Raw genomic sequence first — 16,715 nt, 5'->3', positions numbered from 1 at the left:
AAACGTTGTTAGCCTAGATTTTTGGATGACAAATGTAGAATTTTTTTACCGGTATAGCCAGTGTGTGACTAATCAATGCGTTGTCTATCGAGGAAATGTCTTTTACAGTTCCGTCTTTAAACAGGATATTGATCTTTTCATCGTTTACGTTATAAGCCCTCAGCGAGGCCACATCCGTGAAAACAAAATAATCAAGGTCACTGTCTGTGATCTGCCATTTTTGTGCCACCTGTTGGCGAAGCAGGTCCACCGCACTGTTGTCGAACGGTTCGTTGGTTAATACTACTTTGAATAACTCCCTGTTAATGAGCCATTTACATAAAAGTGACAGTACTTTGTCCGGGTGCTCCGACCAGACTTTGATGGCTCCCATGATATCATAATCATCCAACATGCAGAACAGTCGCAGACAATCAGGCTCCCGTTCGAAATTGTCTTTGCTGACCGTATTATACAGGAAATAGGACAGTGCCGGCGAACAAAACAGCTGCTGGCCGTCCTGTGCCAGGGCTTTGGCCCGCTGCAGGATCTTTACCAGCATGTTTTCCGCGCTCAGTACCGTTTTATGCAGGTATACCTGCCAGTACATGAGCCGGCGCGCCACAATGAACTTCTCAATGGAATAGATGCCCTTCTCTTCTACCATCAGCTCTCCCTGGTGTACGGTCAGCATCTTGATAATGCGATCGTAGCCGATAGTGCCTTCGGCCACACCGGTAAAAAAGCTGTCGCGGTTCAGATAGTCCATCCTGTCTACGTCTAACTGGCTGGAAACCAGTTGATGCAGGAACTTCTTATGATAACGGCCATTAAAAATATCGAGAGTAAGTGACAGTGCTCCGTCCATCTGGCGGTTGAGGTCTTCCATCAGCCACTGGGAGATAGCTTCATGGGAAACGTCCTCGATGATACCATTCTCCAGTGCATGGGAATAAGGCCCGTGGCCAATGTCATGCAGCAAAATGGCCAGTTTGGCGGCTACCTCTTCTTCAGGCGAAATATCCACGCCTTTGCTCTTCAGCTCCTGAAGGGCCATGGTCATCAGATGATAGGCGCCGAGACTGTGATGAAAACGCGTATGCATGGCCCCCGGGTATACCAGGTGTGCCAGTGCCATCTGGTGTATCCGGCGTAAACGCTGGTAACAGGGGTGGGAAAGGAGGTTAAAAATCAACGGGTGATCTATGGTAATAAAGCCATACACCGGATCATTAACAATTTTTCGCTTGCGTTCGGTCATTGCATCAGATTATTCAATTTCAAATGCCTAAGCGCACCTGAAATCCATAGTGCCATTATGCAAAACTACACTATGAATTAATTATATGTATTTTTTTTACTTATAATGACGCTTTGAAGAGGGGAAACCCCTATTCACAGTAAAAAACAATTGGTAGGTTACAGGTAGAAAATTGTTATACGCGAAGGTAATTAACTTTGAGGACCGACCCGCTTTTTCCATCCCGGTTTTTGCCCGCATGACCCATTTTTAACATATAATTACGCCAAACCAGGATACGGGGAATGATTTTTGCCAAAAAATAGCGGTAATTTTCTGTTTTCCGCAACCATAAAACGAACTATGAGCCAGATCAACATACTATGGGTAGATGATGAAATAGAGTCCCTCAAATCACAGATTATTTTTCTCGAAAGCAAAGGTTATAACGTATCCGCCCTCACCAACGGCTATGACGCACTGGAGTTTCTGAAAGAACAGGTGGTGGACGTGGTACTGCTCGACGAATCCATGCCGGGACTTACCGGCCTGGAAACACTGGGAAAAATCAAAGAGATAGACCAGCAGATACCCGTAGTGATGATCACCAAAAATGAGGCGGAAAATGTCATGGACGACGCCATCGGCGCGCAGATCACCGACTACCTGATCAAGCCGGTCAACCCCAACCAGGTGTGGTTATCGCTCAAAAAAATCATCGACAATAAAAGGCTGGTGGCCGAAAAAACGACCACCGCCTACCAGCAGGAATTCCGCTCCCTGTTTATGGCGCTCAGTTCCAACCCGGACCACAACGAGTGGATGGACATCTACAAAAAACTGGTGTACTGGGAAATGGAGATGACCAAAGCCAACAGCCCGGAAATGCTGGAAGTGTTCAACACCCAGAAAGCGGAAGCCAATACGGAATTTGCCAAATTCATCAGCCGCAACTATTCCAACTGGCTGCATCCCAAAGCCACAGAAGCGCCGGTGATGTCGCACACGCTCTTCTCCAAAAAGATCGTTCCCCTGATGGACCCCGACGTGCCGAATGTGTTCCTGCTGATAGACAACCTGCGGCTGGACCAGTTCAAGGCCATCCTCCCCATCTTCCAGGAATCTTTCAGAATGGTGGAAGAAGATACGTTCTACAGCATCCTGCCTACCAGCACCCAATACAGCCGCAATGCCATCTTCGCCGGACTGCTGCCGATAGACATCGAACACAGGTTCCCCGAAGAATGGAAAAACGACGATGAAGAAGGTGGCAAAAACCTGTATGAAGAGAAGTTCTTCGCCGCCCAGCTGCAACGGCTGAAGATGGACAGCCGGTTTTCCTACACCAAGGTCACCAACCATACCGACGCGCAACACATGCTCAGCAACATCCACAACCTGCTGGACTACCCGCTGAGCATCATCGTATACAACTTTGTGGATATGCTCAGTCATGCCCGCACGGAAATGGAAGTGCTCAAGGAACTGGCCAGCGATGAAACATCCTACCGTTCCCTCACCGCCAGCTGGTTTGAACACAGTCCGCTGCACCAGGCGCTCAAACGCATCGGCGATAAAAAGATCAACCTCATCATCGCTACCGACCACGGCAGCGTGCGGGTGAAGACACCGGTAAAAGTGATCGGCGATAAACAAACCACTACCAACCTGCGCTATAAACACGGCCGCAACCTTAACTACGATCCGAAGGAAGTACTGGCTTTCCGCGATCCGAGAGATGCCGGTCTTCCCAAGCCCAACGTCAACTCCTCCTACATTTTTGCCCGTGGCGATGGTTACCTGTGCTATCCCAACAACTACAATTATTTTGTGAACTATTACCGCAATACCTTCCAGCATGGAGGTATTTCACTGGAGGAGATGATCGTTCCGGTAGTAAGAATGGTTTCCAAATAGAGAATTACGAATTACGAATTACGAATTACGAATTGAGGGCTGCCTTTTGGAAAGGTTACTTGACAGCCAGCCCATAAAACAGCCCTCAATTCGTAATTCGTAATTCGTAATTGTTTAAATTTGTAGCATGAATATTAAGATCACACCTAATAACCTGACCAAGCTGGAGAAGATTTTTGAAGATGCAAAATACCTGTTGCGTTTTGAAAAAGGTTCTTTCACTTCCGGTTATTGTATCCTTGAAGACAAAAAGGTTGTGGTGATCAATAAATTCCTGAACCTGGAAGGACGTATCAACACGCTGCTGGATATTTTATCCACGCTGCCGCTGAATGAGGAATTGCTCACCGCAGAGTCGCACAAGCTCTACAGGCAGATCCTGAACAGTAAGCCCGCGCAGGATGCCGGAGAGGCAGCCGGCGCCGGGGAACAGGCATCAGAAAACTAACGCTACGGATGAAAGTTACATTTCTTGGAACAGGCACATCACAGGGAGTACCGGTCATCGCTTGCGGTTGCGAAGTATGCACTTCTGTCAATCCCAAAGACAACCGCCTGAGAAGCAGTATCTTTATTTCTTCGCCGGCAGGCAATATTGTGGTAGACACCACGCCTGACTTCCGTTATCAGATGCTGCGGGCGAAGGTAAAACACCTCGAAGCCGTACTGATCACCCATTCGCATAAAGATCATATCGCCGGGATGGACGACATCCGGGCATTCAACTATTTCCAGCAGGGCGCTATCGATATCTACGCCACTGATTTTTCGCAGAACATTATCATGCGTGAATTCGCCTACGCCTTTGCGGATTTCAAATACCCCGGCATCCCGGAAATTAACCTGAAAACCATTGACGACGCGCCGTTTGAGATCAACGGACTCACGATCACGCCTATACAGGTGATGCACTATAAAATGCCGGTGATGGGTTTCCGGATTCATGACTTCACGTATATCACCGACGCCAACTTCATCGCTCCGGAGGAAAAGGAAAAGATCCGCGGCTCCAAAGTGCTGGTGCTGAACGCCCTGCGGAGAGAAAAACACATCTCTCATTTTACCCTCGACGAAGCCATAGCGCTGGGCCGCGAGCTGGAAGTGCCGCAGGTGTATTTTACGCATATCAGCCATCAGATGGGCCTGCACGACGAGGTGATGAAGGAGTTGCCCGACGGCATGGCGCTGGCTTATGACGGCCTTACGCTGGAAATATAACGGCGTTTACTTCCTGTTAACATTTTCCTGGCAACAGTGCATTAACTTGGGGACAAGCGATAACCCCAAATATGCACAAAACTCCCCTGAAAGAATTATTCCGCTTTTCCCGTAAGGAACAGGCAGGGATCATCCTGTTGCTGCTGCTGGTATGGCTGACCCATCGGGCGCCCGACCTTTGGTTTTATTTGTATCCCGTAACGCTGCCGGATACCACCGGTTGCGCGGCGGCCCTGCGTTCGCTGGACGCCGCAGCTGCCGAAGCACAACGTGCGCCCGCGGACGACAGTGTAGCCGCTGCCGTTGTGCCCCGCGCTTTGTTTTATTTCGATCCGAATACGCTGCCGGCGGAGGACTGGCAGCGGCTGGGCGTCAGCCCGCGGACAGCCGCCACCATCGATCGTTACCGGCAGAAGGGCGGGCGGTTCCGTACGGCGGCCGACCTGGCACGGATATACGGACTGGCGCCCGCGTTGTGCCGGCAGCTGCAGCCCTATGTGCGGATCACGCGTGCTGTCGCCTGCCGGGACAGTACCCGGCAGGCGGAACGCAGGGATACGGCGTATCATTACAGGGAGTATCACCGTAAGCCGCCGCCCCGGGCGATCGATGTGAACGCCGCCGATACGGCCGAATGGCAGTCGTTGCCGGGCATAGGGCCGGGATTTGCGAGGCGTATCGTCGCCTTCCGGGAGAAGCTGGGCGGGTTCTACGACATCAGCCAGGTAGGCGAATGTTATGGTTTGCCGGATAGCACCTTTAAAAAAATTCAACCTTTCTTACAGATCGGTAATAGATCTCTAAAAAAAATAGACCTCAACCTCACAGATGAAAAATCTTTGGCTGCACATCCATACATACGCTATAAACTGGCCCGTCTGATCGTACAGTACCGCAGTGCCCACGGGGGTTTCAGGCGTGTTGAAGAGCTGCGGCAGCTGCCGTTGGTGGATGACGTTATTTATCGTAAAATTGAACATTACATTGTAATCACTTTTTAAACCCGCACGTTATGAATTTTGAGCCAACGGATATGCAGCAACAGATCGCGCAAATGATCCGGGATTTCGGAAAAACACATATTGTACCGCACGTGTTGGAGTGGGACGAAGCACAGGAATTTCCTGTAACGTTGTTCAAACAACTGGGCGGGCTGGGATTAATGGGAGTACTGGTACCACAGGAATATGGCGGCAGCGGTATGGGATACCTGGAATATGTGACCGTTGTCAGCGAGATCGCCCGCTTCTGCGGCGCTATCGGCCTGAGTGTGGCGGCGCACAATTCGCTGTGCACAGGTCATATCCTCCAGTTTGGTAATGAAGAGCAGAAAAAGAAATACCTGCCCAAACTCGCTACTGCTGAGTGGATCGGCGCATGGGGCCTTACAGAGCCCAACACCGGTTCCGACGCCATGAACATGAAATGCGTAGCGAAAAAAGACGGCGACCACTGGGTGCTCAATGGCACCAAGTGCTGGATCACACACGGCAAAAGCTGCGATGTGGCCGTAGTGATAGCCCGCACCGGCGATGTACGGGACAGTCACGGTATGACCGCCTTTGTGGTGGAGAAAGGCACACCGGGCTTCAGTGGCGGCAAAAAAGAAAATAAGCTGGGCATGCGCGCTTCTGAAACTGCAGAAATGATTTTTGACAATTGCCGTATTCCGGCGGAAAACATGCTGGGCGCGGAAGGAGACGGGTTCATTCAGTCCATGAAAGTGCTGGACGGCGGTCGTATCTCTATTGCGGCGCTGTCGCTGGGCATCGCCATGGGCGCACGGGACGCCGCAGTGAAATATGCGAAGGAAAGGCACCAGTTCGACCAGCCTATCGCTTCGTTCCAGGGCGTTTCTTTTAAGCTGGCGGATATGGCCACCGAGATAGAAGCCGCTACGCTGCTGACTTTGCAGGCCGCAGACATGAAAAACCGCGGCGTGAAAATGACCAAGGAAGCCGCCATGGCTAAATATTACGCATCCGAAGTCGCCGTAAGGGTGGCGAACGACGCCGTGCAGATTTTTGGTGGTTATGGCTATACGAAAGACTTCCCCGTCGAGAAATTTTATCGTGATGCAAAATTATGCACCATCGGAGAGGGCACGTCCGAAATACAGAAGATTGTCATCGCCAGAGAGGCATTAAGATAACTACAGCGAATTATTTATTGATTTTGATAGGATTGGGATAAGCGAATTTTTTTAATTTAAAAAAAGATAAAGGGCAAACCATTTATCTTTTTTGACAATAAAATGAAATATTACCCCTTTAGTGTTATTTAATATTGCAAAAGGAACGTTAAATTTGGGTTAATTCATCACTCTTTACCGTTTATCAACCTTAACACAAAATCAAAGAAAGATTTGAAACACTTTTACGCACAGGAAAGCACCCTTTAAAACGGGTGCTTTCTTATACCGGAAAAGCCCTTATCTTCATCTTACTAATAGCATTACGACCTGTAATCCACGTTATGCTTTCCTACGTTAAAAGCATCTTTACCCCAAAAATGAGTAGTACTACTGATATCCGGCAAATTTCCCCGTTTTAATTTTACCGCCTGATTCCTAAACCAACAATTGTAACCATCATGTTCCCCAAAGTCCTGAAGTGGACCGGCATTGTATTGCTGGGCCTCGCAACATTGTTGCTCCTTGTTTCCGGTATTTTCTTTTATCTGTACGGCACACATGCCGACAAGCGTTATGCGGTAACGGTGCGCCCCATAGACATCCCGCATGATTCGGCCACTATCGCCGCGGGCGCCCATCTTTTTGCTATTAAAGGTTGCAGTGACTGTCACGGTGCGGACCTGGGCGGTAAAGTATTCTTTGATGATCCGGCCGTAGGCCGTTTAGTGGGCGCCAATCTCACGGGCGGGCAGGGCGGCCGTCCGGCGGGCTACACGGACCAGGACTGGCTGCGGGCCATGCGACATGGCATTGGCGCTGACAATAAAAGCCTCAAACTGATGCCTTCCTATGAGTATGCGAAGCTGTCCGACAAAGATATGGCTGCGCTGATTGCTTTCTGTAAAGCACAACCGCCGGTCAACAGGAGCCTGCCGCCTACGACGACCGGTCCGCTCGGTAAAGTGCTGACAGTATTGGGAAAGCTGCCGCTTTTCCCTGCAGAAAAGATAGATCATGCTTATCAGCAACCCGCTACGGTGGCGGTTTCTGTAACGAGAGCCTACGGTGAATACCTGTCGGTGTCCTGCTCGGGATGTCATAATCCCCGCTTCACTGGTGGCGACAGTCCTGTTCCCGGTGGCAAAAAGGTGGCTGATATCACCTCTAAGGGAAACGTGGGCAGGTGGACCGCGCAGGAGTTTATTGCCACGTTGCGTACGGGGAATACGCCCGAAGGGCTGAAGCTTAAAAACGATGAGATGCCCTGGAGTATGACGGCGCAGTACTCTGATGAAGAGCTGCAGGCGTTGTTTCTGTACCTGAAAAGCCTGTAAGGCCCGTGTAAACGGAAAGCCCCGTTGACCGCGTCAACGGGGCTTTCCGTTTAATATTTTCGGGTGGCTGGTTATGCCTGTTTTTTCTCCTTGTTGAAGAGGTCGGAGATTTTTTCTTTGGCGTCTTCCGCCCAGTCTTCCGCTTTATCTTTCCAGTCTTCTGCTTTGTCTTTTACATCGTCGAGGAAGTCATTGGCTTTGTCCATGAAGCCTTCTTTCTTTTCGCCGGGTTTGTCGGACATATTGGCAAACCAGGTATCTACAGTACCCGCAATAAAGGGAGGAAGTTTGCCTTTCACATATTCTTTGATCACTTCAATCGACTGGGCGGCCTGTTCAGGGGTGAGGCCGGCTTTGGCCTGTAATTGCTGAATAAGTTCCTGCATAATAGTGGGTTTTAAAGGTTAATTACAAAGACAATTACGAATTACAAATTACGAATTACGAATTACGAATTACGAATGAAGGGTAGTTTTATCGGGCGGCTATTAAGTAACCTTTCCAAAAGGCAGCCTTTAATTCGTAATTCGTAATTTGTAATTCGTAATTGGCTACGCTACTTTGAGCTTCGATAAGGTAGACTGTTCCAGTTTAGCCTGGGCGTACTCTTTCGTCAGCGCAAAAGTGGTTTCGTTGGCGGATGGCAGTTCATACATGGCATCGCTCAGCACCACTTCGCAGATAGACCGGAGGCCGCGGGCACCCAGTTTGTATTCCATAGCTTTGTCCACGATGTATTCGATCGCTTCGGCTTCCACCTGGAGGTCGATGTTTTCGATAGAGAACAGTTTCTTGTATTGTTTGATCAGTGCGTTCTTCGGCTCGGTGAGGATCGCTTTCAGGGTGTCTCGGTCCAGCGAGTTGAGATAGGTCACTACCGGCAGACGTCCCAGTAATTCCGGGATCAGGCCGAAGGATTTCAGGTCCTGGGAATTCACATACCGGAGGATCTGTTTCCTGTTCTCTTCTTCTTTGTCTTTGTTGACAGTGAAGCCGATGGAATGGGTCTGTACTCTTCTGCTGATGATACGGTCTATACCGTCAAAAGCGCCGCCGCAGATGAACAGGATGTTGCTGGTGTTCAGCTTGATCAGTTTCTGTTCGGGGTGTTTACGGCCGCCCTGTGGGGGAACCAGTACTTCGGCGCCTTCCAGCAGTTTGAGCAAGCCCTGTTGCACGCCTTCGCCGCTTACATCACGGGTGATGGAAGGGTTATCGTTTTTACGGGCGATTTTATCGATTTCATCGATGTATACGATGCCGCGTTCCGCAGCTTCCACGTCGTAGTTGCATACCTGCAGCAGGCGGCTGAGGATACTTTCCACGTCTTCCCCTACGTAGCCGGCTTCTGTGAATACAGTGGCGTCTACGATGGTGAAGGGTACGTTGAGCTGTTTGGCGATGGATTTGGCCAGCAGGGTTTTACCGGTACCGGTTTCACCGACCATGATGATATTGGATTTTTCAATTTCCACTTCATCGTCTCCTATTTGCTGGTTGAGCCTTTTGTAGTGGTTGTATACCGCTACGGCCAGTATTTTTTTGGCATCGTCCTGCCCGATCACGTATTCATCCAGGAACTTCTTCATGTCCATGGGCTTGGCTACTTTGGGCATAGCGCTGGCAGTGGTGGGTGCAGATTTTTTGCCGGGAGTGAAAAGCTCCGCGTCAATGATCTCCTGCGCGTTGGCCACACAGTTTTCACAGATATGTCCTTCTGCGCCCGCAATCAGTATCTGCACATCATCTTTGGAGCGGCTGCAGAAAGAACAACGAATTTTCGATTCTTTCATTTTCAGAATAAATTATTTTTCGACGAATCTCAAGTCCTGCAATCTCGTTACAGGGTTACAAATTTACACTAAAAATCCGGGCGGGCGGAAAATAAAACAGCCCCGCCTGAGGCGGGACTGTTAAAGTTATCTTAACCGGCCAGGATGTTCCTGATCAGTCCGGATATTGTCGTTGTTACGGGATAAATCAAGCATTCTCAGGATTTAACAATTACTATTTATGCTATATCTGTTGTTTCTTGACGCCCGGTTACCGGATTACTGGGGAGTATCCAGTTGTTTTTTCGGATTTTTCTGAAGAACGTCGTCGATGATGCCATATTCTTTGGCTTCGTCGGCGGTCATCCAGTAGTCACGGTCAGAGTCTTTTTCCACTTTTTTCACGGGTTGACCGCAGTGACCGGCAATGATTTCGTTCAGCTCTTTTTTCAGCTTAACGAACTCACGGGCAGTGATTTCGATATCAGAAGTCTGACCTTCAGCGCCGCCGTGAGGCTGGTGGATCATTACGCGGGCGTGTTTCAGGGCAGTACGTTTGCCTTTGGAGCCGGCTACCAGCAGTACAGCGCCGAAAGAGGCGGCCATACCGGTACAGATAGTGGCTACGTCAGGAGAAATGATCTGCATGGTGTCATAAATGCCCAGGCCTGCGTATACGCTGCCACCGGGGCTATTGATGTACATCTGAATATCACGGTTGCGGTCGGAAGACTCCAGGAACAGTAGCTGTGCGGTGATCACGTTCGCCACATAGTCATTTACCGGGTCGCCGAGGAAAATGATACGATCAGCCATCAGCCTGGAGAATACGTCCATCTGCGTCATATTCATCTGGCGTTCTTCCAGGATGTAGGGAGTCAGGCTGTTGATAGAGTGGCTCTTGGCATAGCTGTCTACTACCAGGCTGCTGATTCCGCGGTGTTTAATGGCATATCTTCTGAATTCGTCGTTATTAATGTTCATGATGGTGATGTTTATGAGGTAAATTAACAAATTCTTCTGCTTTGATTTCCTCTTCTTTCACGTTCACCTTGGTCTCAGCCCAGTCAAACAACTTGGCGGTGATCATTTCGCGGTAAGTCTGGTCAACAAATTTTTCGTCCTGCAGCAGGCGGTCCAGGTAGCTGTCCAGCCATTCAGCTCCATCAGCGGCAGCACCGCCGTAGTAGCCCAGTACTTTTTGTTTGGCGTTCTCTCTCAGGTCTTCGAAAGAAACTTCCAGTTTATTGTCACGGACCAGTTTATCGCTGATCAGCGTCCAGCGCAGTTGATGGTCGAAACCCGGGAATTCTTTTTCAGCTTCTTCTGCGGTTTTAGGTTTTTCACCACCTACCTGCAGCCAGCGTTTCAGGAAATCCTTTGGTAATTCGATCGGCGTTTCGTGAACCAGCACTTCAAACAGGTCGTTGTGCATATGGTTGCGGCTTTCTGAATCCCAGTATTTCGCGATTTCTTCTTTCAGTTTAGCGCGGAAAGCCTCTTCAGTGGTGATGCTGTCAGCAGGATAAACTTCTTTGAAGAACTCTTCGTTCAATTCTCTTTTTTCGATCAGGGTGATCTTGGTGATAGTCAGTTTGAAGTGCTTTTTAGCGGCTTCTTTATCGCCGGTTTCAAAGCCCAGATCTTTCAGGATCCAGCCCAAACGTTGTTCATCGAAAGATTTGCCCAGTTCAATAACAATGCTGTCGTTGATTTTTTTGCCTTTCAGCTCAGCCTGAACAGCGTCAGTGAAGTATTTTACCAGCAGGCTGTTTTCTTTGTTGATACCACCTTCTACTACGTTGCCTTTGGCATCTGCTTCCTCAAAAGTAACGTTGATGATGTCGTCTTCGGTGGAAACGGCTTCTGCTTCAGAAGGTTTGCCGCCTTTCAGCTGTAAACGCTGTAATTCGTCGTTTACCATCTCGTCGGTTACAGTTACTTTGTAACGGGTAAGGGTGGTTTTGTTGTTCTCGAGCGGAGTTACCTCAAAAGTTGGTTTCAGGCCTACTTCAAACTCGAAAGCATATTCTTCCGGATTAGCAAAATCGAGGTTTTTAGCGGTTTTTTCCAGAGAGAGCGGCTGACCGAAGATCTCCAGTTTTTCTGCCTGTACATAACCCATCAGCTCTTTTTCCACGGTTTTCAGCACTTCGTCGCCGAAAATGGCCGGACCGTGCATCTTCTTAACCATACCGGCAGGCACCATTCCTTTACGGAAGCCCGGGATGTTTGCATTCTTGCTGAATTGTTTTACTGCTTTGTCAAAATTAGGAAGGTAATCTTCCTGGCTCACTTTCACAGTGATCTTATCGTTCAATAAACCAATGTTTTCTCTGGTAACGGTTGCCATAATTGAATTGTATAAAAATGTTCTTTAAGAAGCAATAATGATTCCTTGTTTGATTTTCTGCCATGAAGTCACAAACGGCAAGCAGGAATGGCAGGAAACTAAAAAATAATAAAAGACAATTGATTAGGTGAGAGCGCGTCAGATAGGAACGCAGTGACAATGAAAGTGAAGGAAAGCATAGCATTATCACGTTGCCATATTGACACATTGCCACTTAATGTAAGTGTCCGGGTGGAGGGACTCGAACCCCCATGCCTTGCGGCACCAGATCCTAAGTCTGGCATGTCTACCAATTTCACCACACCCGGAACTGATAAAAATAAGAACTTTTGCTTTTCAGCCGTCAGCCCCGAGAGCCGCGTGAAAATAAAAAAAAAAGCAGTCCTTTCTTACTCAAAAAGGACTGCAAAGGTATTATTTTCTATGAATTAAAAAAATTTGTGAACAGAATCCGGGAGAAAGGCCCCAGCCACTCCTCTTACAGCCATCCCATGGCGGGAAAGCGGTCATTCAGCCTGCTGCCGGTTTCCAGCCAGCGGCCGGCAATAGTGGCGTAGAGGCTGCGGAAATCGGTCTGTACCGGCAAATGCCCTCCCGTCAGCCTGCAGGGCTCAATTCCCCACTGCTTCAGCCGGCTGCCGAAAATATACACCTGGCCGCCTTCGCCATGATCGGTGCCCCGGCGCACATTTTCGCCTATACTGCGGCCAAACTCCGACCAGGTGACCACCAGCGTATCGTCCAGTTGCCCGCCCCGCTCCAGTGCCTGCATAAACCGGCTTACGCCCCGGGCATAAACCCCCAGCAAGCCGTCATGCTGCACCCGCTGGAACTGATGCGTGTCGAAGCCGTCCAGCGCCACATGATAAACACGGGTGGCATCTCCCTGCATGATCCTGCGGGTGACATCTTCCAGGGAAACATCAAAATCCTGTTCCCCGTAATCCGTCACAGGCACGCCGGCAGGTAACCAGTGATTGGCTTCCAGCCCCTGGCAGCAACCGGTGCGCCAGATCTGCCCGGAATGATAATGGGAAGGGTCGGTGTCGGGATAACCAACCTGCTGCAATACGAGCAGCTGCCGCCGTTCGTACAGGGGCATCAGCTCCTTCAGCGCCGGATGAAAGCCCCAGCCATCGGCTGCCGGCAGTACTTCTTCTGCCTGGACGGCCAGCATGGGCCGCTGCTGGTAATAGTGCGGCTGTCCATAGGGAATCACGGTGTTCAGCCCGTCGTTGCCGCCCTGCAGGCGGATAAATACCACCCTGCGCCCGGCGGCGGCTACAGGCGCTTTGGCCACGGCTGCCTGCACAAAGGCGGGTAATAACAACATGCCGGATGCCAGGCCCGACTGCCTTAAAAAATCTCTCCTTTTCATACTGGCTGTTTTGATGCTTTATACCCGTTGAGGCCATAAAACAGGATGTAGAGATAACAGATCACCGGTACCAGGAAAGCGATCTGCCAGGTGGCGTGGTCTTTCAACAAGCCCTGGGCGTAGGAAATCACCGCCCCGCCGCAAATGGCGGTGGACAGCAGTCCTGATGCCGCCGTGGTATGACGGCCTACCCCTTCTACCGAAAGCGAAAAAATGGTGGCAAACATAACGGCGTTGCATAAGCCCACCGCGATCATGCTCCACACGGCCACAAGGCCGGTGGTGCTCACAGACAACAGGACCAGCGCCACGGCCCCCACTGCACAGACGGCCAGCACCCGCGCCGGCGGCAGCACCCGCAGGAGGCCCGCACCCGCTAAACGCCCTACGAGCATGCCTCCCCAGTAAAAAGCCACGTAGTTGTTGGCCACATTCTCGGGAACGTCCAGAAGATCGGTGATATAGTTGGTCAGGAAAGTACCGATAGATACCTCCGCGCCTACGTATACGAATATGCCGATAACGCCGAAACGCAGGTTCCGGAAGGAGAATACGCCCTTGCCATCGTCCTGGCCGGTTTTACCGGCGCTGCCGGTAGTGCTGATAACGGGAAGGGACAAACGCGAAACGATAAAGGCAATCAGCAGCAACAGCGCAGCGATGCCCAGGTAGGGATACCTGACCGCCTCGCTGGAGGCATGCGATTCTTCGAGCTTCGCCAGGATAAAATGCGCGCCGAACAGCGGCGCCACCGTAGTGCCGGCAGACCCTACGCCCTGTATCATCGTTAGCCGCGCGGAGGCGGTATTGGCCGGCCCCAGCGCCGTGATGTAAGGGTTGGCGGCCACCTGCAGCAGCACGATGCCGATAGCGATGACAAACAGCGCGGCCAGGAACAGCACGTACTGATGATACACGGAAGCCGGGTAAAATAACAGTCCGCCTACGGCCGCAACGGCAAAGCCCAGCACCATCCCTTTCTTGTAGCCGGTACGGCTCACGATCCTGCCGGCAGGCACAGACATGATGCCGTAGGTGAGAAAGAAATAAAACTGCACGAGCGACGACTGGGAATAACTCAGGGTAAACCCTTTCTTGAAAAAGGGTACCAGCGTATCGTTCAGGCAGGTGATGAACCCCATCATGAAATACAGTACGGCCAGCGAAATCAGCGCAGGCATGTAGGACTGCGTGCTGCCGGTGACCGTCGCGGACGATTGGTTGGTTGTGGATATTACCGCCATAATTATTTCGGTTGAGTAGATAATGTTTGCCTTGCTGCCAGCTGCTGCAGCGTGTTCCAGCTTTGGTAAAGCCCTCTTGGCACATGGAAACAGCCTTTCCATTTACCGCCTTTGAGCGGAAGCAAAGGCTCTCCCTGCCTGTTAAGATAACCAAACCATTCACCATTTTCAGGGTCCGGGAAATGTTTCCAGGTATAATCGTGTACTTTTTTAAACCACTCCCAGCATCTCTCATCGCCGGTATGCAGGTAGCCCTTCAGCAGGCTGATGATAGTTTCAATATGCACCCACCAGAGTTTCTGGTCCCATTCCAGTTGCTGCGGCGGGTACCCTTTTACGTCCAGGAAATAGAAGATGCCGCCGTGTTCCTTGTCCCATCCGTATTCCAGCAGTGTCAGCGCGGTGTCTTTGGCTTTCGTGATCAGCGCGGTATCATTGGTGCGGGTGGCCAGGTCCATTACAAACCACATGGCTTCCAGGCCGTGGCCGGGATTGATCAGCCGGCCCTCGAAGGAATCGGAAAGCCGGCCTTCGGGCGTGATGTTTTCCATGATCAGCCCCGAGTCCGGCTGATAGAAGACTTCCATGACGGTGTGAATGCCTTTTTGAATGGTGTCTTCCACCAGTTGCTTGTCCAGCAGGGATTCCATCTCCAGCACAAGATTGCAGAGGATCATGGGCAGGGCGAAATTCTGCAGGGGACGGGTGCCGGCGATGGCCTTCGAATAATGTCCTTTCGGGTTGTCCTGCCGGCGGAGAATATTATGGAAAGTGCTGATGGCAATATCGCTGTAGTCTGCATTGCCGGTGGCCTGGTACAGCTGTCCGAAAGCCATGGCGGCAAAGCAGTCCGAGAAAATGTTGTAGGGCGCTGTCAGCGGTTCGCCGGTGCGGGTCAGTGAAAAGTACCAGCTGCCGTCTTTGTCGCGGCCGTGTTTCCGGAGAAATTCCGCGCCCTGGACAGCCATATCCAGCCATTCCTGCTTTTGTTCCACTTTGTTGTACAGCATGGCGAAGCACCATACTTCCCGGCATTGCAGCCAGATGAACTTATCGGTGTCGAAGACTTTACCGGCCCTGTCGAGGCAGGTAAAGTAGCCGCCATACTGCTTGTCGGGCGAATGCTGCATCCAGAAAGGGATAACGTCATTCAGAAGGTTGTTGCGGTATAACGCGGCATAATCGTGAAATTCCATTGTTCTGTTCATGCGTCAGAGGGTTTTGAGGTATTCTTTATAGCGGTTATAGAGGTGCCCGGCCTGCAGGTAAGCGGACTGGGGGCTCATAAAATGGGAAAACTCGAAGGTGATGGCTTTGTCGTAGCCTGCTTTGCGGGCGGCTTCCAGCTTCATGCGCAGCTTTTCGAACTTGATGGGCATGAATTTGATGGGCATGTCGCGGTCGAACGACTCGGCGTTGGTCCAGCATTGGATGCCGTAGCGGTCGGCCATTTTTTTGTTGACGGCAAAGAAATCGGGCAGCTCGTGAAATTCGATATGGCCGTCCTGGAAGGCTACGGCGTCTACCACGCCTTTGATGCCATCGAATATTTCGCTCCATTCGCTTTCATGTTGTTTCAATGATACCGCGTCTTCCTTGGTAATAGTGGAAGAAGCGGCCATGACGGCCTTTTTGCCGTCTATCCATGGAGAAATGAGCGTGGGCAGGTTGTTGGAGATGTCTTTGCAATGCTTGCCCAGCTTGGCGTAGAGGTCTATCACCTTACCGGTGCGGCGGCTTACTTCCTGCGTGAGGTACCATCCCTGGAAGGATTTATAATGACCGTAATTCTTCCATACTTCGTCGATCACTTTCAGGTTGATGTCCACTTCTTTCTGGAAATCGCCTTTCCACCAGTATTTACCGGAGTCGTAGAGCCCGAAGTAGAATTTCATATGGTGTTTATCGGCCAGTTCGAGGAACATCTTCACGAGGTCCACCGGGGGCTCATAGCCGCCTTCTTCCCGCATGACCACTTTGGAAGGGTAGGTGAGCCAGCGTTGGAATCCGCTGCGGATGAGGAATACCGTGTCGATGCCAACGGCTTTCATATGGGAAAAGTCGGCGTCCCATTCTGCGCGGCCCCAGTTCTGGTGGGGGATATCGTGGCTGATTTCGTCGAGGAATGTACCTGTTATTTTCATGG

15 protein-coding genes and 1 tRNA gene are annotated in these 16,715 nt (G+C 50.7%); 6 read left to right on the top strand and 10 right to left on the bottom strand.

Going from position 1 to position 16,715, the window contains the following annotated elements; translation table 11 throughout:
* Positions 1–13: 13 nt before the first annotated feature.
* A complete protein-coding gene (locus HF324_RS31260; protein WP_168807511.1) occupies positions 14–1,240 on the bottom strand; it encodes an HD domain-containing protein in 1,227 nt (408 codons plus the stop codon).
* A 342-nt stretch (positions 1,241–1,582) separates the two neighbouring features.
* On the opposite strand from HF324_RS31260, the gene porX reads away from it, so the two are divergent.
* The 6 genes from porX (at position 1,583) to HF324_RS31230 (ending at position 7,822) form a co-directional block, all read left to right on the top strand.
* On the top strand, positions 1,583–3,136 hold the full coding sequence (gene porX, locus HF324_RS31255; protein ID WP_168861598.1) for a T9SS response regulator signal transducer PorX: 1,554 nt from the start codon (positions 1,583–1,585) through the stop codon (positions 3,134–3,136).
* 127 nt (positions 3,137–3,263) lie between these two features.
* Positions 3,264–3,584, top strand: a complete 321-nt coding sequence (locus tag HF324_RS31250; RefSeq protein WP_168807507.1) for a hypothetical protein — start codon at positions 3,264–3,266, stop codon at positions 3,582–3,584.
* Positions 3,585–3,592: 8 nt separating this feature from the next.
* Positions 3,593–4,354, top strand: a complete 762-nt coding sequence (locus HF324_RS31245; protein WP_168807506.1) for an MBL fold metallo-hydrolase — start codon at positions 3,593–3,595, stop codon at positions 4,352–4,354.
* A 71-nt stretch (positions 4,355–4,425) separates the two neighbouring features.
* Positions 4,426–5,355, top strand: a complete 930-nt coding sequence (locus HF324_RS31240) for a ComEA family DNA-binding protein (RefSeq protein WP_168861597.1) — start codon at positions 4,426–4,428, stop codon at positions 5,353–5,355.
* 11 nt (positions 5,356–5,366) lie between these two features.
* Positions 5,367–6,506: an acyl-CoA dehydrogenase family protein gene (locus tag HF324_RS31235; RefSeq protein ID WP_168807502.1), complete on the top strand. Its 1,140-nt coding sequence runs from the start codon at positions 5,367–5,369 to the stop codon at positions 6,504–6,506.
* A gap of 440 nt (positions 6,507–6,946) precedes the next feature.
* Positions 6,947–7,822, top strand: coding sequence for a c-type cytochrome (locus tag HF324_RS31230; protein ID WP_168807500.1), 876 nt, complete (start codon positions 6,947–6,949; stop codon positions 7,820–7,822).
* A gap of 71 nt (positions 7,823–7,893) precedes the next feature.
* On the opposite strand, the gene HF324_RS31225 is transcribed toward HF324_RS31230, so the two are convergent.
* From HF324_RS31225 to HF324_RS31185, 9 genes are all read right to left on the bottom strand, one after another.
* Complete coding sequence (locus tag HF324_RS31225; protein ID WP_193114976.1) at positions 7,894–8,208, bottom strand: YtxH domain-containing protein; 315 nt, start codon at positions 8,206–8,208, stop codon at positions 7,894–7,896.
* Between the two features lie 165 nt (positions 8,209–8,373).
* Entirely contained in the window at positions 8,374–9,615 is a 1,242-nt protein-coding gene (gene clpX, locus HF324_RS31220; RefSeq protein WP_168807496.1) for an ATP-dependent Clp protease ATP-binding subunit ClpX, read from the bottom strand.
* Positions 9,616–9,873: 258 nt separating this feature from the next.
* The gene (gene clpP / locus HF324_RS31215) at positions 9,874–10,578 is read right to left on the bottom strand and encodes an ATP-dependent Clp endopeptidase proteolytic subunit ClpP (protein WP_168807494.1); all 705 of its coding nucleotides are present in this window, start codon (positions 10,576–10,578) and stop codon (positions 9,874–9,876) included.
* Complete coding sequence (gene tig, locus HF324_RS31210) at positions 10,568–11,947, bottom strand: trigger factor (RefSeq protein ID WP_168807492.1); 1,380 nt, start codon at positions 11,945–11,947, stop codon at positions 10,568–10,570. Before tig ends, clpP begins: the two co-directional genes overlap by 11 nt.
* A 226-nt stretch (positions 11,948–12,173) precedes the next feature.
* Positions 12,174–12,255 (bottom strand) — tRNA-Leu (locus HF324_RS31205).
* 170 nt (positions 12,256–12,425) lie between these two features.
* Positions 12,426–13,325 carry a DUF1501 domain-containing protein gene (locus tag HF324_RS31200; protein ID WP_168861596.1) on the bottom strand — a complete coding sequence of 300 codons (900 nt, stop codon included), beginning with the start codon at positions 13,323–13,325 and terminating at the stop codon, positions 12,426–12,428.
* Entirely contained in the window at positions 13,322–14,569 is a 1,248-nt protein-coding gene (locus tag HF324_RS31195; RefSeq protein WP_168807488.1) for a sugar MFS transporter, read from the bottom strand. The genes HF324_RS31200 and HF324_RS31195 overlap by 4 nt, the downstream gene beginning before the upstream one ends.
* Before the next feature lie 2 nt (positions 14,570–14,571).
* Positions 14,572–15,777, bottom strand: coding sequence for a n-acyl-d-glucosamine 2-epimerase (locus HF324_RS31190; RefSeq protein WP_220100648.1), 1,206 nt, complete (start codon positions 15,775–15,777; stop codon positions 14,572–14,574).
* Between the two features lie 3 nt (positions 15,778–15,780).
* Positions 15,781–16,713: a DUF4434 domain-containing protein gene (locus HF324_RS31185; protein ID WP_168807486.1), complete on the bottom strand. Its 933-nt coding sequence runs from the start codon at positions 16,711–16,713 to the stop codon at positions 15,781–15,783.
* Positions 16,714–16,715 lie beyond the last annotated feature (2 nt).

Source organism: Chitinophaga oryzae (assembly GCF_012516375.2).
Lineage (GTDB): Bacteria > Bacteroidota > Bacteroidia > Chitinophagales > Chitinophagaceae > Chitinophaga > Chitinophaga oryzae.
Note: the sequence above shows the minus strand (reverse complement) of the source record. Positions and strands in the feature narration are given on the sequence as shown.